At 68.3% G+C, this 19842-nt stretch carries 18 protein-coding genes; 11 read left to right on the forward strand and 7 right to left on the reverse strand.

The features are described 5' to 3' along the window. Window positions 1-105 precede the first annotated feature (105 nt). The 5 genes from LuPra_RS17265 to LuPra_RS17285 all read right to left on the reverse strand — a co-directional run bounded on the left by LuPra_RS17265 (window position 106) and on the right by LuPra_RS17285 (window position 6974). The gene (locus LuPra_RS17265) at window positions 106-1011 is read right to left on the reverse strand and encodes a M23 family metallopeptidase (RefSeq protein WP_110171890.1); all 906 of its coding nucleotides are present in this window, start codon (window positions 1009-1011) and stop codon (window positions 106-108) included. A 113-nt stretch (window positions 1012-1124) separates the two neighbouring features. Beyond that, on the reverse strand, window positions 1125-2618 hold the full coding sequence (locus LuPra_RS17270; protein WP_157899323.1) for a YifB family Mg chelatase-like AAA ATPase: 1494 nt from the start codon (window positions 2616-2618) through the stop codon (window positions 1125-1127). A 225-nt stretch (window positions 2619-2843) separates the two neighbouring features. Continuing rightward, complete coding sequence (locus LuPra_RS17275; protein WP_110171891.1) at window positions 2844-4562, reverse strand: lytic transglycosylase domain-containing protein; 1719 nt, start codon at window positions 4560-4562, stop codon at window positions 2844-2846. 246 nt (window positions 4563-4808) lie between these two features. Continuing rightward, on the reverse strand, window positions 4809-6617 hold the full coding sequence (locus LuPra_RS17280) for an aldehyde dehydrogenase family protein (protein ID WP_110171892.1): 1809 nt from the start codon (window positions 6615-6617) through the stop codon (window positions 4809-4811). 57 nt (window positions 6618-6674) lie between these two features. Then, window positions 6675-6974: a BMC domain-containing protein gene (locus LuPra_RS17285; protein WP_110171893.1), complete on the reverse strand. Its 300-nt coding sequence runs from the start codon at window positions 6972-6974 to the stop codon at window positions 6675-6677. 116 nt (window positions 6975-7090) lie between these two features. On the opposite strand from LuPra_RS17285, the gene LuPra_RS17290 reads away from it, so the two are divergent. From LuPra_RS17290 to LuPra_RS17340, 11 genes are all read left to right on the forward strand, one after another. Next, window positions 7091-7969: a hypothetical protein gene (locus tag LuPra_RS17290; RefSeq protein ID WP_157899324.1), complete on the forward strand. Its 879-nt coding sequence runs from the start codon at window positions 7091-7093 to the stop codon at window positions 7967-7969. Between the two features lie 220 nt (window positions 7970-8189). Further along, window positions 8190-8873, forward strand: coding sequence for a lytic transglycosylase domain-containing protein (locus LuPra_RS33315; RefSeq protein WP_234800439.1), 684 nt, complete (start codon window positions 8190-8192; stop codon window positions 8871-8873). 3 nt (window positions 8874-8876) lie between these two features. Beyond that, window positions 8877-10082: a type II secretion system F family protein gene (locus LuPra_RS17300; protein ID WP_110171895.1), complete on the forward strand. Its 1206-nt coding sequence runs from the start codon at window positions 8877-8879 to the stop codon at window positions 10080-10082. A gap of 73 nt (window positions 10083-10155) precedes the next feature. Beyond that, the gene (locus tag LuPra_RS17305) at window positions 10156-11775 is read left to right on the forward strand and encodes a GspE/PulE family protein (RefSeq protein ID WP_110171896.1); all 1620 of its coding nucleotides are present in this window, start codon (window positions 10156-10158) and stop codon (window positions 11773-11775) included. Window position 11776: 1 nt separating this feature from the next. Then, window positions 11777-12733 carry a type IV pilus biogenesis protein PilM gene (pilM, locus tag LuPra_RS17310; protein WP_110171897.1) on the forward strand — a complete coding sequence of 319 codons (957 nt, stop codon included), beginning with the start codon at window positions 11777-11779 and terminating at the stop codon, window positions 12731-12733. Then, a complete protein-coding gene (locus LuPra_RS17315; RefSeq protein WP_110171898.1) occupies window positions 12733-13365 on the forward strand; it encodes a hypothetical protein in 633 nt (210 codons plus the stop codon). The genes pilM and LuPra_RS17315 overlap by 1 nt, the downstream gene beginning before the upstream one ends. Window position 13366: 1 nt before the next feature. Beyond that, entirely contained in the window at window positions 13367-13942 is a 576-nt protein-coding gene (locus LuPra_RS17320) for a GspMb/PilO family protein (RefSeq protein ID WP_110171899.1), read from the forward strand. Then, on the forward strand, window positions 13932-14510 hold the full coding sequence (locus LuPra_RS17325) for a hypothetical protein (RefSeq protein WP_110171900.1): 579 nt from the start codon (window positions 13932-13934) through the stop codon (window positions 14508-14510). The genes LuPra_RS17320 and LuPra_RS17325 overlap by 11 nt, the downstream gene beginning before the upstream one ends. A gap of 45 nt (window positions 14511-14555) precedes the next feature. Then, entirely contained in the window at window positions 14556-16994 is a 2439-nt protein-coding gene (locus tag LuPra_RS17330) for a secretin N-terminal domain-containing protein (RefSeq protein ID WP_110171901.1), read from the forward strand. Then, complete coding sequence (locus tag LuPra_RS17335; protein ID WP_110171902.1) at window positions 16991-17500, forward strand: type II secretion system protein; 510 nt, start codon at window positions 16991-16993, stop codon at window positions 17498-17500. Before LuPra_RS17330 ends, LuPra_RS17335 begins: the two co-directional genes overlap by 4 nt. A 1-nt stretch (window position 17501) precedes the next feature. Then, the gene (locus LuPra_RS17340; protein ID WP_110171903.1) at window positions 17502-17963 is read left to right on the forward strand and encodes a type IV pilin protein; all 462 of its coding nucleotides are present in this window, start codon (window positions 17502-17504) and stop codon (window positions 17961-17963) included. A 110-nt stretch (window positions 17964-18073) separates the two neighbouring features. Here LuPra_RS17340 and LuPra_RS17345 read toward each other — a convergent pair whose 3' ends face one another. Beyond that, a complete protein-coding gene (locus tag LuPra_RS17345) occupies window positions 18074-18436 on the reverse strand; it encodes a P-II family nitrogen regulator (RefSeq protein ID WP_110171904.1) in 363 nt (120 codons plus the stop codon). After that, window positions 18433-19716 (reverse strand): ammonium transporter, encoded by a 1284-nt coding sequence (locus tag LuPra_RS17350; protein WP_110171905.1) that lies wholly within the window; start codon window positions 19714-19716, stop codon window positions 18433-18435. The genes LuPra_RS17345 and LuPra_RS17350 overlap by 4 nt, the downstream gene beginning before the upstream one ends. Window positions 19717-19842: the final 126 nt, after the last annotated feature.

Here is a 19842-nt window from a genome sequence, read left to right on the forward strand (position 1 = left end):
CGATCTTTCGATTGTAGGGAAGGGAACCGACCGAGGCAACCCTGGACGAGCCGCTGAGGGTTCCCGGGCGCCGTGGCGCGGCAGGCGCAGGTGCGCCGAGGCGGATTACGACGCGTCTCGCGCGACGAGATACTGCAGCGGATTGACGGGCCGGCCGTCAATCCACACCTCGTAGTGCAAATGAGTCCCGGTCGATCGGCCCGTCGAGCCCGCGTGGCCGACAATCTCGCCTCGCGTGACCGTGTCTCCGGGCCGCACCACGTATCGCGACAGGTGTGCGTACCGTGTCTCGATGCCGAAGCCATGCCATACGGTGACGATGTTGCCGTACTCGGGGTGACGGCGCACGTCCGTCACGACACCGTCGGCCGTGACGTGAACCGGGTCGCCGGCCTCGAGATCGAGATCCAGCCCCGGATGCATGCTGGCCGCCGCGGTGAACGGGTCACGGCGTGTGCCGAAGCTCGATGTCAGCGCCCCGAGGGCCGGCCAGATGGCCGGTGTCGCCCGGGCCAGCGCCGCCCGACGCTCGAGACGGGGACGGGCGAACTCCAGCCTGGCCTCGAAGGCACTCAGCATGCTGCGCACGACGCCGACGGCGTCAGGTCCAGCCGACGGTCCAGACAGCGCCAGCCGGGCCGCTTCGGGCGACAAGCCGCCCATCGCGCTTTGTTGGACGGCCCGCGGCAGCCGCGCCATCGCCGTCCGCTCCGAGGCACTCGGTGACAGTTGTGACAGGTCGTCGACGAGTGTCTGCAACGTCGAAATCTGGGACGTGAGGGCGCCGGTGGCAGCGCGCATCGTGTCGTTCTCGCCCCGCAGGGTGACCAACTCGGTCTCGAGCGACGTGCGTTGCCATGAGGCCTTGTGCGAGGCGCCCAGGGCCATCAGCATCGGCATCGCGCCCAGCACCACGGCCAGCACCACGAGGGGGCGCAAGGACAGGGTGAGGCGCCGGACCACCCCGGTCCGTCGATTCGCGATGATGATGCTGTAACGGGTCGAACGCATGCACACTCCTCGACCGGTGCGCGAACGAGCCGCGCTCCGGGTCGGGTAGTCCACCTTTGGAACGTGGCGGATGGGAGGCCCGGAGCACGAACTGCTCGGAGCAGACGCGCAGTCTAGCACGGCCGGAACTGCAGGGCTTCCGCTAGGTGCGCCCGTTGCACGTGCTCGGCGCCGGCCAGGTCAGCGATGGTCCTGGAGACCCGGAGCAGGCGGTCGGCGGCCCTCGCACTGAGGTCGAGCCGGGTCATCGCCTGCGCCAGCAGCCCTCCCAGCGTCGGATCCCGCCTCATCTGGTCGAGCGAGCGACCTGTGAGCCGGCTGTTGACCATCTGCTGGCGCGCCGCCTGGCGCCGACGAGCTTCCACGACCCGGGCCCGGACGACGGCGGTCGCCTCCACCTGTGGCCGCGGTCCGGTGAGGGCGTCTGGCTCCACTGGCGGCACCTGGACGACCAGATCGATGCGGTCGAGCAGCGGCCCGGACACCCGGGAGGCGTAGCGGTCGGCTTCGCCGGGCCGACACCGACAGGCGCGGCGCGGATGGCCCTGGTACCCGCACGGACACGGGTTCATCGCCGCCACGAGGAGGAAATCGGCCGGGAACGTCAGGCTCCGTGCGACCCGCGCGATGTGGACGACGCCGTCCTCGAGCGGCTGCCGCAGCACATCCAGCGTGCGACGCTCGAACTCGGGGACCTCGTCAAGCAGCAGTACGCCGTGGTGCGCCAGGCTGACCTCCCCGGGCCGGGGCTGTGGGCCGCCGCCGATCAGTGCGGCCGTCGACACGGTGTGATGCGGCGCGCGGAACGGCCGCTCGGGGAGCAGGCCGCCCTCGGGGGGCACGAGGCCCGCCGCCGAATGCACGGCCGTCGCCTCGAGCGCCTGCTCGAACGCCCACGGCGGCAGCAGGCCCGGCAACCTCCGCGCCAGCATCGACTTGCCAGCGCCCGGTGGCCCGGAGAACAGCAGATTGTGATGTCCCGCGGCGGCAATCTCGAGGGCGCGCCGCGCCAGCGCCTGTCCGTGCACATCGGCCAGGTCGGGACCGTTGACCCGCGTCACCGTGCTCGGGCTGACTGCTGCAGGAGCCGGGGTCTCGCCTTCCTGGAGGGCGCGTAGGGCGTCGACGAGTGATGTCGCTCCGCGCACGTCGACACCGGGCACCAGACGCGCCTCCGGGACGTTGCCACGCGGAACCACGATCATCGCCATCGCCGCCGCTCGCGACGCGAGCGCTGCGGGCAGCACGCCGCGGCAGGGGAGTGCACGCCCATCGAGGGCGAGTTCTCCGAGGACGACGGCGCGCGCAGGCAGCGCCGGCGGCAACTGGCCACCGGCGGCCAGGACGGCGAGCGCGATCGGCAGGTCGAAGCTGCTGCCGGCCTTGCGCAGGTCGGCCGGCGCCAGGTTCACGGTGATTCGATGAGGAGGAAATTCCAGGCCCGCGCTGCGGATCGCGCTGCGGACGCGATCGCGGCTTTCGCGGACGCTCGCATCCGGCAAGCCGACGATCGTGAATCCCGGCAGCCCGTAGCTGACGTCGGCCTCGACCCGCACGAGTTCGGCCGACACGCCCACGAGCGCCGCGGTGAAGGTGAAGGCGAGCACGGGGCCGGACGTTGCAAGCAGCGGGGCACATCGCCGGCGCCCCAATCCGCGCGAAAACTCAGAAAAACCCGGCATGCGCGGCGCACACATGGCTGCAACTGCGCGGACGCGCCCGATGCCGCGTCGCCAAAACTGCAACTTCGCGCAACGAAGAAGGGCGCCGCGAGGGCGCCCTTCGTGATCCGTAGGCGCCGACCTTTGGTCGACGCGACACAGTTTCCGTGCCTACTGCGCTGCGCGAGTGCGGCTGACGCGAATGGTGAGCTTGTCGCCGACGTCGAGCTGCGTGCCCTTCATGCGGTTCCAGGCTCGCAGGTCGGCGACCGAGACGTCGTAGGCGTTGGCGATGGCGTACAGCGACTCGCCGCGCTTGACGCGATGGGTCGTGATGCGGACGTCATCTTCTTCGTCGGGCGAGGCGGTCGGCCGGCGCGCCACGACGGCTTCGGCCTGGCGCTGCGGCTGGTCGGCGCGAGGACCGCTGGCGAGGAGCGGGGCCGACGGGGCGCGCGGAATGAGCAGGCGCTGGCCGGAGTGCACGGCGGCGCGCTGCGAGATGCCATTGGCCTCGGCGAGGTCGGCGCGTGAAACACCGAGCTTCCTGGCAATCAGGGCAATGGACTCGCGGCGGCGTACGGTGTGGAACTTCAGTGCCGTCAACTCGCTCGGCCCTGCCGTCGCCAACCTCGCCTGCAACTGCGGCCCGGTGCCCGCCGGCACTTTCATCTCGTAGCGAGCGAAGCGTAGCGGCGTCGTCCAGCGTCGCAGTTCCGGGTTGAGCGCCTGGATCTCATCGATGGATGCGCCGGTCCACTCGGCGACACGCCGCAGGTCCACCGCGGTGTCCACTTCCACCTTGTCGTACGCGAGCGTCTCGATCGGAGGCGCCTCGAAGCCGTACTGGGTGGGATTCTTCGCGATGATCATCGCCGCGAGGATCATCGGCACGTACTCGCGCGTCTCGCGCGGCAGATAGCGTTCGTTCGCCGTCAGTTCCCAGAAGTCCTCGACTCCGGCGGACTTCATCGCCCGCTGCACGCGCCCGGGGCCGCCGTTGTAGGACGCCATCGCAAGGTGCCAGTCCGAGAACATCCCATAGAGCTGCTTGAAGTAGCGAGCCGCCGCCCGCGTGGCCTTTTCAGGATCGGCACGTTCGTCGATGTACCAGTCCTGCTTCAATCCGAAATCACCGGCCGTGCCTCGCATGAACTGCCACATGCCGCGGGCACTGGCGCGCGAGAGCGCCGTCGGCTTGAAGGCGCTTTCGATCAGCGGCACGTAAGCGAGGTCGAGCGGCACGCCCTCGGCCCGGAAGACGCTCTGGACCATCGGCAGGTACTTGCTGCCTCGCTGAAGGCCGCCGGTCAGGAATTCGCGCAATCGGCCCTGGAACAACTCCACGTAGTTGAGGACGCGCTCATTGAGGGGAATGGGGATGTCGTGCGACGTCTGCGCGAGATCGAGTTGCACCGCCTGCTCAACCCCCGGGCCCGCCGGCGGCGGCGGGGCGAACGTGGCGACCTCCAGCAACTGGTCGATCGCAGCCGGTTCCGACGGTTTCTCGGTGAAGCCGTCGCCCTTCTGCAAGGCCAGGGTCTCGTGGGCGGCAATCCGGTCGACGAGACGATCGAAGTGGGTTCGCAGCCGCGGATCCACTCTCGCGCCGTCGGGCGCGTCGAGCAGGATGTCGAGCGACTTGTCGAACGCCGCGCGTGCCTGCTCCAGGTGCCCGAGCGACAACTCGCGCTCGCCAAGGTTGAAGGAGCGGTCCGCTTCGGTGAGCAGGGCCGCCGTCGGGTCGGCCGGCGCCACCGGAGCGGGGACCGGGACCGACGACACGGGGGCGGTGGGCTGAATCGGCGCCGCGACCTGCGGTGCCGGGTGGCGGCTACATCCCGCCGAAATCAGGAGGACTGCAACGGGCAGCCCGAACGTTCGTCGCATCTTGGCGCTCCCCTGCCGGACCGTTCAGCACCGATGTGCCTTGCGACCGACGGGTGGCTCACACCGGGGGGTAAGAGCCGGTCAGGTGTTACCTGCAGGCCGAAACCTGCGAACGAAGCTGGGGTCCGGAAATCCGGACATGAATCCATCGCCTTGGATCGAAATACGACGTTCTGGCGGACCCGCGGAAGGTAGCACCCCCCGGGGAGTCCGGTCAAGACGACAGCGTGACGTTCTTGCGGGCCGCTACTCGCCCACGAACAGGTCGTTCGAGTCGCCGAGTTCCCGGGCCGCCGGGGTGACAATCGCCCGGGCTGCCAGACGAATGCGCCGGCCTGCCCGCAGGGCCTGCCGGACGTCGTCTTCGCAGACGAAATCGACAGGTGGCCCGGCGTTCTCCACCTCGACCACAGGAATGGGAAGGGCCGCCCGCTCTCCGAGCGGGCCGTCACCGGGGTGCGAGGGAACAAGTGGAGATGGACGGCTCGGAGATCCGTCCCTACCAACGACGAGGGCCGCGTCCTTCGCGATGCCTCGGCTGGCGAGGAACGTGTCGATACGGGCCGACAGGGTGGGCGCGTCGAGCGTGCGCACCCGTTCGGGCACCACGGGCCGGAGACTGGAACCGCTGTCGGTCATGGATGCCTGCTGGCCCACAGAGCGCTGCGCGGGCGCGACTGCCGGCCGGAGCTCGTAGGCCACCCGCTTGATGTTGAGCAGGTGCAGTGGCGAGATGTTGTCGGAGGTGATGTTGCCGCCGTGGCCGCCGCAGCCGAGCGTCATGGCCGGGTCGAGACCCGTGGTGAGGCCGACCGAGCCGTGCGTCGTGGGCGTGTTCACCACGATCCGGAAGGCCGGCTTGTGCAGCCCGAACTCGAGGATCACGTCGTCGTCAGTCGCGTGGATCGACATGGTGTGCCCCATGCCGCCGTAGCGCAGCACCTGCTTGCAGCGCTCGCAGCCCTCGCGCCAATCGTCGACGACGAAGTAGGACAGGACGGGGCAGAGCTTCTCGATCGAGAGCGGATGGTCGCGACCGACCCCTTCGAGCACCGCGATCAGGGCCCGCGTGCCTGGGGGGACGGCGATCCCGACGATTTCGGCGATCTGGATCGCGGTCCTGCCGACCAGGACCGGGTTGGGAAGTCGCTGCGGCGTGACGAGCACGGCTGCGAGTTTCTGGGCCTCGGCGGTCGTCAGGAAGTGGCCACCGCTCGATGTGAGGGCCGCTTTCAGGGCCCCATCGATCGCCTTGTCGGCCACGATCGAATTCGGCGACGAGCAGAGCAGTCCGTTGTCGAACGACTTGCCGAGGATGATGTCCTGCGCTGCCTTGGCGACGTTCGCTGACTGGTGCACGTAGCACGGTGCGTTGCCCGGGCCCACGCCATAAGCCGGCTTGCCGGCGGAGTAGGCGGCACGCACGAGCCCCAGGCCTCCGGTGGCCAGGATCACCGCCACCTCGCGTTGCCGCATCAATTCCTGCGTGCCCTCGAGCGTGACGACCGACATCCAGCCGATGACGTCGGCCGGCGCCCCGGCACGGGCGGCCGCGGCGGCCATGATCTCCGCGGTCCGGCTGATGCAGCGGGCCGCGGACGGGTGCGGGCTGATGACGATGGCGCACCGCGCCTTGAGGGCAATCAGGATCTTGTAGATCGCCGTCGAGGTCGGGTTCGTGGACGGGACGATGGCCGCGACGACGCCGAATGGCTCGGCGATCTCGATGATCTTGCGCGTCTCGTCGCGGCGCAGGACTCCGACCGTCCGCATCGGGCGGATGAACTCGTGGACCTGTTCGGCGGCAAACCGGTTCTTGATGATCTTGTCGGCGTAGACGCCAAAGCCGGTTTCCTCGCAGGCCAGGCGAGCCAGCGCATCGACTTCCTGCCGCACCGCGGCAGCCATCGCGTCGACGATGGCGTCGATGCGGTCCTGTGGGAGTTCAGCGAGTTGGGCCTGGGCGACGCGGGCCGCGCGCGCGAGCGTGCGGGCCTCGGCCATCGAGGCGAGATCGCGATCCGAGTGCGGCTTGGCGGCTGGGACGTCGGCCATGCGACTGGGGCGCGTCCGGCCCGCCAGACCCGGCGGGGGCGGCAACGCCTGGAAAGGCTACTTGCCGGCCGGGGCCGGCGCCGCGGCGAGCTTCGGGAGGATCCGCTCGACTTCGGCGTGCGGCCGGGGAATGACGTGCACCGAGATGAGTTCACCGACACGGCGGGCCGCGGCGGCACCGGCGTCGGTGGCGGCCTTGATGGCGCCGACATCGCCGCGCGCCATGACGGTGACGTAGCCCGCCCCGATGTATTCCTTGCCTATCAGCTGGACGTTCGCCGTCTTCACCATCGCGTCAGCCGCTTCGATGGCGCCGATGAGGCCGCGCGTTTCGATGAGTCCGAGGGCGTCTCCCATGAAATCGAGCGGACTCTAGCATGTTGCTCCGGGGCCCGCAACGGTTTACCCTTGTGCGTTTGCCGCGACCAGGTCGTCGTGGCTATCCCCCTGTCCGATCCGAGGAGCACTCCGGCGTGAAACCCCTAGCCGCCTGCGTAGTCGTGGCCCTGGCCGTGTCGGCCCTGGCTGGATGCAAGAAGAAGGAAGATACCCAACCGCCCGTGGCGACGGCGACGTTCTCGTCGAGCCGCGCCAAGGCCCCGCTCGGCAGTCCGCTCGACCTGACCTATCGCTTCGTGGTCGCAGCCAACGCGCCGGCGTTCGACAAGGAATACCGGGTACTGGTGCATTTCCTCGATTCCGACGATCAGCTGATGTGGACCGACGATCACTTCCCGCCGACCTCCACCAAGGAGTGGAAGCCCGGGCAGCACATCGAGTATTCCCGGACGATGTTCGTGCCCCAGTATCCGTACATGGGGCAAGCCACCATCCGCGTCGGCCTGTACGACCCGGAGACCGGCGTCCGCCTGCCGCTCGGCGGTGAGAACGACGGCCAGCGCGCCTACAAGGCAGGGACCCTCGAGTTGCTGCCCGCCTCCGACAACGTCTTCATCCAGTTCAAGGACGGCTGGCAAAATGCGGAAGTGGCCGCTGAAAACGCCCAGGTGGAGTGGCAGTGGACCAAGAAGGTCGCCACGCTCGCCTTGCGCAACCCGCGCCGCGACGCCACATTCTTCCTCCATTTCGACGGCCGTCCCGACCTCGTGCCGGGCCAGACGGTCAGCGTCAGCATCGGCGGCCAGGTGCTCGACACCTCCGCGTTGACCACCAATGAGGAAGTCATCCGCCGCGTGCCCATCGCCGCGACGCAGTTCGGCGACGCCGAGAACGTGGACCTCATCATCGAGGTGAACCAGGCGTTCGTGCCGGCGCAGACGCCAGCGGCCAAGTCGTCGGACCCGCGCGAGTTGGGCATCCGCGTGTTCCACGCCTTCATCGAGCCGAAGTAGTGCAGTGTAGGGCCGGCTCGCCGAGCCGGCCCTACAGGTTTCGGCATTCGGCCATCGGCCGTCGCAGAGCCTGCCGCGTTCGGCCTTCGTCAAGACCTGGGCGCGACAAGTCGGCGTTCGGCGTTCTGCGTTCGGGTCTGCGGGCGCCGGGGACCGGGTTCGGATATCCCCGGCCTAGCTTCCGCAGGCCCGGCTGTAGTCCCTGCTACACTGGCGTCCCGTGCTTCTCCGTCCATTCGCCGCCCTCGCGCTGGGGGGAATCGTGCTGCTCCTGCCGGGCCGTGCGTCGGCTGAACTGGTCACGTTGACGACGGGACGCACCTTGTCGGTACGGAGCGTCCGGATCGACGGCGAGACGGCCGTCCTGGCGTTGCGCGGCGGTGGGGAAGTCGAGTGCAACGTCACCCTGCTCAAGACTGTGGCGCCCGACGAAGTGCCCTATCCCGAGCCAGAGGACCTCACCGCCGCAGCTTCAGTGGCCGCTCCGGCGCGACAGCGTTTGACCCTGGCACAGATGGCGGGGACTGAGAGCCGGCCTTATCTGCCCCTGATCGAGGCCGCCGCGCTTCGTCATCAGGTCGACCCGAGGCTGGTTCACGCCGTCATCACCGTGGAGTCCAGGTTCCAGGCGCGCGCGCGTTCGCGCAAGGGCGCGATGGGCCTGATGCAGCTCATGCCGGCGACGGCGCGCGAGCTCCAGGTCCGCAACCCGTTCGACCCGGCGACCAACATCGATGCCGGCGTCCGCCACCTCCGTCAATTGCTCGATCGCTTCGACGTCCAGCTGGCCGTCGCCGCCTACAACGCGGGCGCGGGCGCCGTACGGCGCTTCGGCGGGGTACCGCCGTTCCGCGAGACGCAGTCCTACGTGCGGCAGGTCCTCCAGCTGGCTGGAGTCTCCTGATTCATGGAGTTCCGCTGTCGACTCGCCACCGCGACCGGTCAGGTGTCCGAGGGCACCTTCGTCGCCGATAGTGAGGCGGCGCTGCGCCGCGAGCTCGAAGAGAAGGGCCTGTACGTCCTCGACCTCCGCGCCGCGCACAGGGGCTTCGCCGGCCTCACTCGCGCCCGGGGCGGGCGGATCAAGCAGCACGAGTTCCTCGTCTTCAACCAGGAATTGGCGACATTGCTCAAGGCGGGCATGCCGCTGGTGCAGTCGCTCGAAATCCTGCGTCGCAACGTCCCCAATCCGGTCTTCAAGGCGGTGCTCGATGACGTGTACGACAAGGTGCGGTCCGGAACCGCGCTCTCGGACGCGTTCGAGGCGCATCCGCGGCACGTGACACCGATCTACACGGCCTCGCTGATGGCCGGCGAGCGCAGCGGCAGCCTCGAGCAGGTACTGCGGCGATACGTCTCCTACGTGCAGGTCATCAGCGCCGTGCAGCGGCGCGTCGTTTCGGCTCTCGTCTACCCAGCGGTCCTGACGCTGCTCTCGTTCGCGGTCGTGGCGATCATCGTCGTGCGCGTGGTGCCGGAGTTCAACGAGTTCTACAAGGGCTTCAACGCGCAGTTGCCGTTGGCCACCCGCGTCATCGTGGCGGTGTCGGCGACCATCCGCGGACAGATCCTGCTGATCGCGCTCGCGATGGCGGGCCTCGTCATCGGGGCCAGGTGGGCACTGCGACAGCCCGAACAGCGGCGACGCCTCGATCGTCTGGTGCTTGGCCTGCCCGGGATCGGGACCATCGCCCGCCAGTTCGCGACTTCGCAGCTGGCGCGGACGCTGGCCACGCTCCTTGGCGGTGGCATCCCGCTGGTGACAGCGCTCGATGTGGCCAGCCGCTCCGTCTCCAACCGACACATCGCCGCGCAGATGGCCGACATCACGCGACAGGTACGCGAAGGCCAGCCCCTGTCGGCAGCAATGGCCGCCAAGGGCGAGTTTCCTGACGTCTCAGTGAAGATGGTGGAGGTGGGGGAGGCAACGGGCGCGCTGCAGGACATGCTCAACGCCATCGCCGACTTCTACGACGAGGACATCGAAACCAAGCTGGGCCGATTCCTGTTGCTGATCGAGCCAATCCTGCTGGTCGTCATGGGGATCGTCATCGCCGCCCTGCTCATCGCCCTCTACCTGCCGGTCTTCCAGCTGTCATCGGCACTGAGCTGAGAACATGGCCGCCCCGGAGCAACGCGTGAGCACACTGACCCCGTCGTCCAGTCCCGATCCGTCGGCTTTGCCCATGCCCGAGCTGCCGACGCCGGAGGGCCATCGGGCCACGCCCGCGCAGGAGCGCGAGCAGGCGCGACACCTGGCCGAGCGCTATCGGCTCGAGTTCGTCGACATGGACGCGTTCCATCTCGACAACGAGCTCTTCCGCTCGATCCCGGCCGACGTGATGCTGCGGTACGGCTTCGTACCGCATCGCCGCGACGGCGACGCGCTCGTCATCGTCGTGTCGGACCCGACCGACCTGCTGATGATCGACGAGTTGCAGCAGTTGCTCGGCACGCGGCTGAAGGTGACCGTCGGCCCGGCCTCGGCCATCCAGGCGATGCTCAAGAAGTCCGAGAGCAGCCAGCGGGTGCTCGAGGACGCCACCGAGAGCTTCCAGCTGCAACTGCTCAAGGAGGACGACACCGGCGAGGAGTCGCTCTCGGTCGAGAAGCTCACGAGCGACATCAGCCCGATCATCAAGCTGATCGACTCGACCATCTTTGCCGCGCTGCAGCGGCGCGCCAGCGACATCCACATCGAGACACAGGACGATGCGGTGGTCGTGAAGTACCGCATCGACGGCGTGCTGCAGCCGGCGATGCGGCCGATCGACAAGCGATTCGCGGGCCCGATCATCTCGCGCATCAAGGTGATGGCCGAACTCGACATCGCCGAGAAGCGCGTGCCCCAGGACGGCCGCTTCAAGCTGCGCATGCGCGGCAAGACAATCGACTTCCGCGTCTCGGTGATGCCGAGTGCGCACGGCGAGGACGCGGTCATCCGCATCCTCGACAAGGAATCGATCAGTGAGCAGTTCCGCGAGCTCCGCCTCGACATTTTGGGGTTCCCGGACGAGGAATTGCGGCGCTTCCGCAAGTACATCCGCGAGCCCTACGGCATGGTGCTCGTCACCGGCCCCACCGGCTCGGGCAAGACGACGACACTCTACGCGGCGCTCTCCGAGATCAAGTCGATCGAGGACAAGATCGTCACCATCGAAGATCCGGTCGAATACCAGTTGAAGGGCATCGTCCAGATCCCGATCAACGAGAAGAAGGGCCTGACGTTCGCGCGTGGCTTGCGCAGCATCCTGCGCCACGACCCGGACAAGATCATGGTCGGCGAGATCCGCGACGCCGAGACCGCGCAGATCGCCATCAACTCGGCGCTGACCGGGCACCTGGTGTTCACGACCGTCCACGCCAACAACGTGCTCGACGTGCTCGGGCGCTTCCTCAACATGGGCGTGGAGGCCTACCAGTTCGTGTCGGCGCTGAACTGCGTCCTCGCGCAGCGGCTGGTACGCAAGATCTGCGAGGACTGCAAGCGCCCCATGACGGTCACCGAGGCGCAGTTACGGGAAGCGGCCATGGATCCATCGCTCGCCCATACGCACGTGTTCTACGAAGGCGCGGGCTGCCTGGAGTGCAGCGGATCGGGCTACCGCGGGCGCATGGCCATCTGCGAACTGCTCGACCTGTCGGACACCATCCGTGACATGATTCTGGCGCGCCGGCCCAACTCCGAGATCAAGCGCGCGGTGCGCGAAGAGGGGATGCGGTTCCTGCGGGAATCGGCGGTGTCCCGTGTCCTCTCGGGCGAGACCACGTTGCGCGAGATCAACAAGGTCACCTTCGTCGACTAGCATGTCGCCGCTTCCTGCCTGGCTTCAGACGCCCCCGCCCACGCTGGGGCTCCAGCTCGACGCCCAGCGCGTCACCGCTGTCCTGGTGGACCGCGATGCCCCGACGCCACTCGTGCGCGCGGTGGCGTCGACGGCGCTTCCGCCCGGCGCCGTGGTTCCCTCGCTGACGTCGGCCAACATCCTGCAGCGCGACGTCGTCGTCTCGGCGCTACGCGGCCTCGTCGATCAGATCGGCGGCCGGCCGCGGCACGTCGCCCTGGCTATCCCGGACACCGCAGCCAAGGTCTCGCTGCTGCCCTTCGATCAGATCCCGGCCAACATCCGCGATCTCGAGCAACTGGTGCGGCTGCAATTGCGCAAGACGGTGCCGTTCCCGGTCGAGGACGCGCAGGTGACCTGGTCGCGCGGCGGGCAGCAGGAAGCCAGCACCATCCTGGTCGTCACCGCGATGCGCCGCGAGATCGTGCAGGAATACGAAGCCGTCTGCACGGCCGCGGGCCTGCACGCGGGCACCATCGACCTGGCGACCTTCAACATCGTCAATCTTGCGCTGCTTGGCGGGCCATCGGGTGCCGGACTTCCGGGTGACAGCCTGCTCGTGCACGTCACGCCCGGGTACGCGTCGATTGCGCTGCTGCGCAACGGCGCGCTGATCTTCTTCCGCACGCGCCAGAACGACGCCACCGAACCGGTGGCCGACGTGGTCCACCAGACGCGCATGTTCTACGAGGACCGGCTCAACGGCCAGGGCTTCGCGCGGGTGTTGCTCGTCGCCGGGCTGGACGTGCCCGACCGGGACGGGTTGTCACGCAATCTCGGCACGCTGTTCGATGCGCCGATCGTGCCGCTGTCGCTCGACGGCATTGCCACGTTCGGTGATCGCGTCTCGGCGAGCGAGCCCCTGGTCGGCCAGATTGCCGCGCCGGCGGGGATCGTGCTGCGGGAGCGGAGCGCCTGATGCTGCGTGGCAATCTCTCGACCCGCCCGTTCTACAACGAGCGCGCCGTGCAGGCGCTGCTCGGCGGCCTGGCCGTCGTCCTGGGCCTGCTGTCGCTGTTCACCGTCTGGCAGTTCGTCGTCCTGACCCGACAGCAGGGCGAGCTGTCGGCGAGGATCGGGCGCGACGAATCGCGTGCCGCCGGGCTGCGACGCGAGGCCCAGCAGGTGCGCAGCCGCGTCGACGCGCAACTGCTCGAGTCGACGGTGAAAGCGACGCGCGAAGCCAATGCCGTCATCGACCAGCGCACGTTCTCGTGGACGGCGCTGTTCAACGTCTTCGAGCGCACGATCCCCAGCGAGGTCCGCCTGCGTTCGGTGACCCCCGCCAACGATCGCGGCGTGCTGATCGTGCGGTTCACGGTGAACACGCCACGGGTGGAGCCGGTGGGCCTGTTCCTGGACCGCCTGGAAGCCGCGGGCGCGTTTGCGCGACTGCGGTCGGTGGAAGAACAGGGACTCGAGGACGGGAGCTACAACGTCGTGTGCGAGGGAGAGTATCTCGGCCCCGGGTCGCAGCCGGCCGCGGGCGCGACGGCACCAGTGACGCCCGCCCAGACGCCGGCAGCGTCGGCACGCGCGGGGGGGGACTGACATGGTGCCGACTGCCCGCATCCTCGCGGACCGGCGCCTGCTGGTGTCGGTGCTCGCCTTGCTCGCGATTGCGAACTTCATCGGCCTGGCGCTCGTCGTGGGGCCGATTCGTGCACGCGTGCGCACGCTGACCCAGCGCGCCACGACCGCGTCCCTGGCGGTGACCACAGCCACTCGCGAATTGCACGACGCGCGACAGACGACGGCCGGCAGCGTGCAGGCGGTGTCCGACCTGCAGCGGTTCTACACGCAGGTCCTGCCGGCGAGTCAGCCCGCCGCGCGCCAGGTCACGCTCGTGCGGCTGGCGCAGTTGATGCGCGAGGCCGACCTCTCGTACGACCGCCGGGCCTTTGCCCAGGAGGAGCCCGAGAAGGACGCGGTGCTGACCCGCGCCACGCTGAAGCTGAGCGTGTTTGGAAGTTACCGGAACCTGCGGCTGTTCCTCTACAAGCTGGAGACCGGACCGGACTTCATCGTGGTGCGTGACGTCGGCGTCGCTCAGGGCGATGACCCGAAGGAGCCGCTCGAGGCCGCGCTGACCCTATCGACGTACTTCAAGGCGAGCGATGGCAGCTGAGACGCGCCGGCAACTCGCGCTCCTGCTCGGCCTTCTCGCGCTGCTCCTGGTGGTGGCGTGGTGGCAGTTCGCTGGGGCAGGGCCGGCCGGAGCGCCCGCGGCAGCCAGGGCCACGCGACCGGTGGCACAGCCTGGGCGTACGGGAGGCGCATCGGCCGAGACGCCGGCCCAGGTGCTGGCCCGCGGCGTCGGACTGGATCGCCTGAAAACGGAGCGGCCGGCGCCGGAGGCAGCGGGCCGTGACCCCTTCCGGTCGGCTGCGGCCTCGGGTAGCGCCGAGTCGGGGGCGTCACGACCGGTCGCCCCGACGCCGCCGCCCGCTCCGGTAAACCCGGGGCCGCCACCGCCGCCTCCGGGGCCACCGCCGATTGTGGTGAAGTTCATCGGCATCGTGTCACGACGGGACGTCGGCAAGGTCGCCATCCTGAGCGATGGCAAGAACGTCTACTATGGCCGCGCGGGAGAGATCGTCGATGGACGGTGGCGTATCGTGTCCATCGGCGAGGAATCGCTGCAAATCGAATACGTCGACGGGCGTGGGCGGCAGACGGTCCGCTTGACCGGCTGACCGGCGAGCAAACGGGTGAACGTGCGATTACGGGTGCGCAAGCCAATGCCAATCGGCCGAACCGGAGCCCTGGTGGCCCTGCTGGGAGTGCTGTGCCTCGGCGCGGCCGCATGCGCCACCTCGGGCGCGTACAACCGCGGCAAGGATGCATATCTGCAGGGTGAATACGACGTCGCCGTCGCCAACTTCAGGGACGCGCTCCAGGAACATCCCGACCGTACCGACTACAAGGGCGCGCTGCAGCAGGCCATGAGCACCGCGTCACTCGCGCACCTCAAGGCGGCGCGCGAAGCCGACGAGAAGGGCGACCTCGAGTTGGCCGTCCTCGAGTACCGCAAGGTCTACGAGTACGACCCGTCCAATCGCAACTCGATGCTGCGCGCGGCCGAGATCGACAAGGAACTGCGCGAGCGCGCCGAGGCGGCACGGCCGCGGCCGGCGATTGAGTCAATGCGCGAGACCGCCCGCCAGCGGTCGGCGACGCCGCTGCTCAATCCCGCGTCGCGGGAGCCGCTGGAATTCCGCCTGGTCAACTCCTCGTCGCAGGACGTGCTGACTTTCATCGGCAAGGCGACGGGCATCAACGTGACCTTCGAATCGACGTTCCGGCCGGCCATGATCACGGTGGACCTCACCGGCCTCTCGCTCGAGGAAGGCCTGGCGCAGGTGATGACGGCGTCGGGCACCTTCTATAAGGTAATGAACCCGCGCACGATCATGGTGATCCCCGATACGCCGCCCAAGCGCACGGCGTACGAGGAACAGGTCATCCGCACCTTCTACCTGTCGCACGCGGACGCGGCGGAACTGGTGCAGACGGTGCAGCAGATCCTTCAGTTACCTGGCCTGCCCGTGCAGCCGCGCGTGCTCGCGAACAAGACCCAGAACAGCCTGACGGTGCGCGCCTCGGATCGGGTCATGAACATCATCGACCAGGTGATCCGCAACAACGACAAGCCGCGCGCCGAGCTCGTCGTCGACGTCGAGATCATCGAAGTCAACAGGGTGCGGGCCAAGGAAGTGGGGCTGAACCTGTCGCAGTACGCCGTGGGCGCGATCTTCTCGCCCGAGCAGCCGCCGAACACAGGTGAAGGTGGGCAGCCGCCCTTCAACCTGAACACCATCACGCGCGGCATCAGCGCCGCCGACTTCTATCTCACGGTGCCGCAGGCAGTGGTCAATTTCCTCGCCACCGACAGCAACAACAAGATCATCGCCAAGCCACAACTGCGGGGCACGGAAGGCCAGGTGATCACGCTCGATCTCGGCGACGAGATCCCGGTGCCGAGCACCACCTTCGGCGGCCTCGGCGGCGGCGGGCTCACCACGATCCCGATCAACCAGTTCAACTACCGCACCGTCGGCATCAAGATCAAGTTGAACAAGCCGCGGGTCACGCTGGAAGGCGAGATCGTCACCGAACTCGAGGTGGAGAGCAGCAATCTCGGCGCCAACATCGACATCGCCGGGCAGAGCCTGCCGACGTTCGGGACACGTCGCGTGACGTCGTTCATCCGCATGCGGGAAAGCGAGTCGCTGATGCTCGCCGGCCTGCTGCGCGAGGACCAGCGCCGGGCCCTGACCGGGTTCCCCGGCCTGCTGCACACGCCGATCCTGCGCCGTATCTTCGGTAACACGGTCGATCAGATCCAGCAGACCGACATCGTGTTCCTGCTGACCCCGCGCCTGGTGCGTTCGTCCGAAGTCACGCAGGAGAACCTGGACCCGATCTACATCGGCAGCCAGCAGAACCTCGGGTTGACCGGCGCGCCGCCCCTGATCGCCACTGAGCCCGCCCCGCCAGAGCCGGCCCCAGGTGCCGCGCCGCCGGCTGCGGCGCCCGCGGGGCCAGGCGCGCCGACACCGCTGGCGCAGCCGGTGGGCACGCTCCCGCCGCAGCCGCAGACCGGCCCGGTCACTGACCGTCCGGCCGTCCTGCCTACCGCCCCGTTGCCGCCTCCGCCGGCCGGCGGCCAGCAGGTGGTGCCCGTCGCACCGGACCCGAACGCGCAGCCGCCGGCGACGGCGCCGACGACACCACCACCGCCACCCGGGCCGGCGCCCTTGGCCACCGCACGTCTTGCGGTGACCACACCGGGGCCGGAGTTCGCCGTCGGCGGTGGTCCCTACACGGTGCCGATCACCGTCGCTGGCGCCCAGCGGCTGTCGACGGTCAGCCTGTCGATCACCTACAACCCGTCGGTGTTGCGGGTGCGATCGGTGCAGCCGGGCACGTTCCTCGCGCAGGGTGGGGTGACGCCGACGTTCACGCACCAGATCGATCCAGGTGTCGGCCGCGTCGACCTGACGGCACTGCGTCCGGGTGACCAGGTGGGCGCCACCGGCACCGGATTGCTCGCCACCCTGGTCTTCGAGGCCATCGCGCCAGGCCAGTCGACCATCACGCCGACCGGGGTCGCGTCCACCCCGGAGCAGGGGAGCCTCGGCCTGCAGCTCGTGTCTGCGGCCGTGACCGTCCGATGACCATCACGGGCGAGGCGCTGCGCGTGGTGCGCCGCGTGTTGCCGCGCGAGGGCGGTTACTCGTTCGTGGAGCTGATCGTGGTGGCCGCCATCATCCTGGTGCTGGCCACCGCGGTCCTGCCGCTCAGCAAGGTGGGGATCCAGCGCCAGAAGGAAGTGGAACTGCGCCGGGCGCTCAGGGAAATGCGCACCGCGATCGATCACTACAAGGACGCCGCCGACCTGCAGCAGATCTCCAACCTCGAGCTCGAGCCCGACGACATGGGCTACCCCCCGGACCTCGAGACGCTGGTCAAGGGCGCCACCAAGGCCGGCGACGCGACGCAGACCAGGTTGCGCTTCCTGCGCCGCATTCCGACCGACCCGATGACCGGCGAGGCCGAGTGGGGCCTGCGCTCGTACCAGGATCGTCCCGAGTCGACGTCCTGGGGCGGGCAGAATGTGTTCGACGTGTACTCGACAGCGGGCGGGACTGGACTCGATGGCATTCGGTACAGCGAGTGGTGAAATGAACCGCCAGGACACGTCACGCGCTCGGCAAGACCCGGTCTGCCGCGCCGAAGCCGAGCTCACGAGCCTTGCGAGGCGAAGGCGGGGCTTCACGCTTCTCGAGTTGATGGTGGTGATGGCCCTGATCGTCGTCCTCGCCGGGATGGCGATGGCGAGTTATCGCAACTCGGTGACGCTGGCACAGGAAGCCGTGCTGCGCGAAGACCTGTTCCGCATGCGGGACGCGATCGACCAGTACTACGCCGACAAGAACAAGTACCCGTCGACGCTGGAGTCCCTCGTGAGCGACGGCTACCTGCGGACGCTGCCCCAGGATCCCTTCACGAAGTCCGCGTCCACGTGGCAGGAGATTCCCGCCGATCCCGACGCGAACAACCCCACCGCGGAGCCCGGGGTCTACAACGTCCGCAGTGGATCGGAGCGGATGTCGATGCAGGGCACGCCATACAGCGAGTGGTGAACGCTGCGGCGTTCACCACTCGGATTAATGCTGGAATGCTGGAATGCTGCAATGTCGACCCCTTGCACTCGACATTCCAGCATTTTCAGCATTCCAGCATTGTCTGGTTGCTAGCGCGTTGCCGGCATGACCGGTGTCACCGCGTCGGTATCGCGCTCACTGGTGCGGATGCGGATCACGCTCTCGACCGGCATGACGAAGATCTTGCCGTCGCCCACCTCTCCCGTGCGCGCCGAGTCGATGATGGCATTGACCGTGGTCTCGACGAAGCCGTCGCTGACGCCGATCTCGAGGCGCACCTTCTCCGACAGCGCCATCTTGACCGTCGTGCCACGGTAGTTCTCGACGTGCTCGGTCTCGCCGCCGTGTCCCTGGACACGGCTGATCGTGAGCCCACGCACCTGTACGCGGAACAGCGCTTCGAGGACGGAATTGACCTTCTCCGGCCTGACGATTGCGACGACCATCTTCATGCGCGACCCCTTTCCGTCGATACCGCCGGGGCGGCCAAGATGCTCTGGACCAGTTCGGGCCCGATGAGGATGGCGCCATCGCCTTCGGCGTAGGCTTCCTCGCCGTGATCGGTGACGTCGAGGCCCAACGCCTCGTTGCGCGTGGTGGCGCGGAGCGGCAGGACCAGGCCGATCAGCTTCAACAGGATGAACGTCATCGCACCGCTGTAGAAGAGGGCAGCAGCGATGCCCAGCGCCTGGATGCCGATCTGGCCGGCGTTGCCGCCGATCAGGCCGTTACCGCCACCACTCCACACCTTGTCGGCAAAGACGCCCGTCAGCAGCGCGCCAACGGTGCCGCCGACGCCGTGCGCGGCGACCACGTCGAGCGAGTCGTCCAGCCGCGTCCGGCTCCGGAAGATGATCGCGAAGTAGCTCGGGAACGCGGCAATGCTCCCGAGGAAGATCGACGACATCGGGCTGATGAAGCCAGCCGCCGGCGTGATTGCGACCAGGCCGACCACGATCGCCGTCGCACCACCGACCGCCGTCACGCGTCCCGTACGAACCACGTCGAGCAACGTCCACACGACGAGCGTGCCCATCGGCGCGAGCATGGTGTTGGCAAACGCCAGACCGGCGATGCCGTTAGCGGCGAGCGCACTGCCCGCGTTGAAGCCGAACCAGCCGAACCAGAGCACACCCGCGCCGAGCAGCACGAACGGGACGTTGTGGGGAAGCATCGCCTGCCGGCCATGGTCGATGCGGGGCCCGATCACGATCGAGGCGACCAGCGCCGCCGCGGCCGCGTTGACGTGCACGACGGTGCCGCCGGCGAAGTCCAGTGCGCCCATCGTCGCCAGCCAGCCGCCGCCCCAGACCCAATGTGCGATCGGCGCATAGACCGCGATGACCCACAGCGTGATGAACGTGATGTAGGCGCCAAAGCGCATGCGCTCGACGATCGCGCCAGAGATCAGCGCCGCCGTGATCACCGCGAAGGTGCCCTGGAACGCCATGAACAGCACATGGGGAATCGTGCCCTGCGGGTCCAGTGTCACGCCCCGAAGCAGGCTGAAGTTCAGGCTGCCCACGAGCGATGTGCCGGGGGCGAACGCCAGCGAGTACCCCAACAGGGCCCAGGCCACGCCCGCGAAGCCCAGCGAGATGAAACTCATCATCATCGTGTTGAGCGCGTTCTTGGACCTGACGAGCCCGCCATAGAAGAAGGCAAGGGCGGGGGTCATCAGCAGCACGAGCGCCGTGGACATCAGCATCCACGCCACATCTGCGTTGTTCATCGATCCTCCGGACGGAGACGACGGGCCAGGCGGGACCTCGTGCCCCGCGCGTGTCGTGTCCGCTCGCACGAATAGCTAGCAAGAACGGTGCTCACCGCTCATGCGCAGACTGTGTGCCATCCACAA

Source organism: Luteitalea pratensis, assembly GCF_001618865.1.
In the GTDB taxonomy this organism is placed as follows: domain Bacteria; phylum Acidobacteriota; class Vicinamibacteria; order Vicinamibacterales; family Vicinamibacteraceae; genus Luteitalea; species Luteitalea pratensis.

Excerpts from the sequence above, each read along its gene's own strand:
- LuPra_RS17320 (WP_110171899.1), top strand. The coding sequence starts at position 13,367 with ATGGTGCCGACTGCCCGCATCCTCGCGGACCGGCGCCTGCTGGTGTCG.
- LuPra_RS17265 (WP_110171890.1), bottom strand. The coding sequence starts at position 1,011 with ATGCGTTCGACCCGTTACAGCATCATCATCGCGAATCGACGGACCGGG.
- pilM (WP_110171897.1), top strand. The coding sequence starts at position 11,777 with ATGTCGCCGCTTCCTGCCTGGCTTCAGACGCCCCCGCCCACGCTGGGG.
- LuPra_RS17285 (WP_110171893.1), bottom strand. The coding sequence starts at position 6,974 with ATGGGAGACGCCCTCGGACTCATCGAAACGCGCGGCCTCATCGGCGCC.
- LuPra_RS17330 (WP_110171901.1), top strand. The coding sequence starts at position 14,556 with ATGCCAATCGGCCGAACCGGAGCCCTGGTGGCCCTGCTGGGAGTGCTG.
- LuPra_RS17345 (WP_110171904.1), bottom strand. The coding sequence starts at position 18,436 with ATGAAGATGGTCGTCGCAATCGTCAGGCCGGAGAAGGTCAATTCCGTC.
- LuPra_RS17325 (WP_110171900.1), top strand. The coding sequence starts at position 13,932 with ATGGCAGCTGAGACGCGCCGGCAACTCGCGCTCCTGCTCGGCCTTCTC.
- LuPra_RS17280 (WP_110171892.1), bottom strand. The coding sequence starts at position 6,617 with ATGGCCGACGTCCCAGCCGCCAAGCCGCACTCGGATCGCGATCTCGCC.
- LuPra_RS17340 (WP_110171903.1), top strand. The coding sequence starts at position 17,502 with ATGAACCGCCAGGACACGTCACGCGCTCGGCAAGACCCGGTCTGCCGC.
- LuPra_RS17300 (WP_110171895.1), top strand. The coding sequence starts at position 8,877 with ATGGAGTTCCGCTGTCGACTCGCCACCGCGACCGGTCAGGTGTCCGAG.
- LuPra_RS17350 (WP_110171905.1), bottom strand. The coding sequence starts at position 19,716 with ATGAACAACGCAGATGTGGCGTGGATGCTGATGTCCACGGCGCTCGTG.
- LuPra_RS17275 (WP_110171891.1), bottom strand. The coding sequence starts at position 4,562 with ATGCGACGAACGTTCGGGCTGCCCGTTGCAGTCCTCCTGATTTCGGCG.
- LuPra_RS17335 (WP_110171902.1), top strand. The coding sequence starts at position 16,991 with ATGACCATCACGGGCGAGGCGCTGCGCGTGGTGCGCCGCGTGTTGCCG.
- LuPra_RS17305 (WP_110171896.1), top strand. The coding sequence starts at position 10,156 with ATGCCCGAGCTGCCGACGCCGGAGGGCCATCGGGCCACGCCCGCGCAG.
- LuPra_RS17315 (WP_110171898.1), top strand. The coding sequence starts at position 12,733 with ATGCTGCGTGGCAATCTCTCGACCCGCCCGTTCTACAACGAGCGCGCC.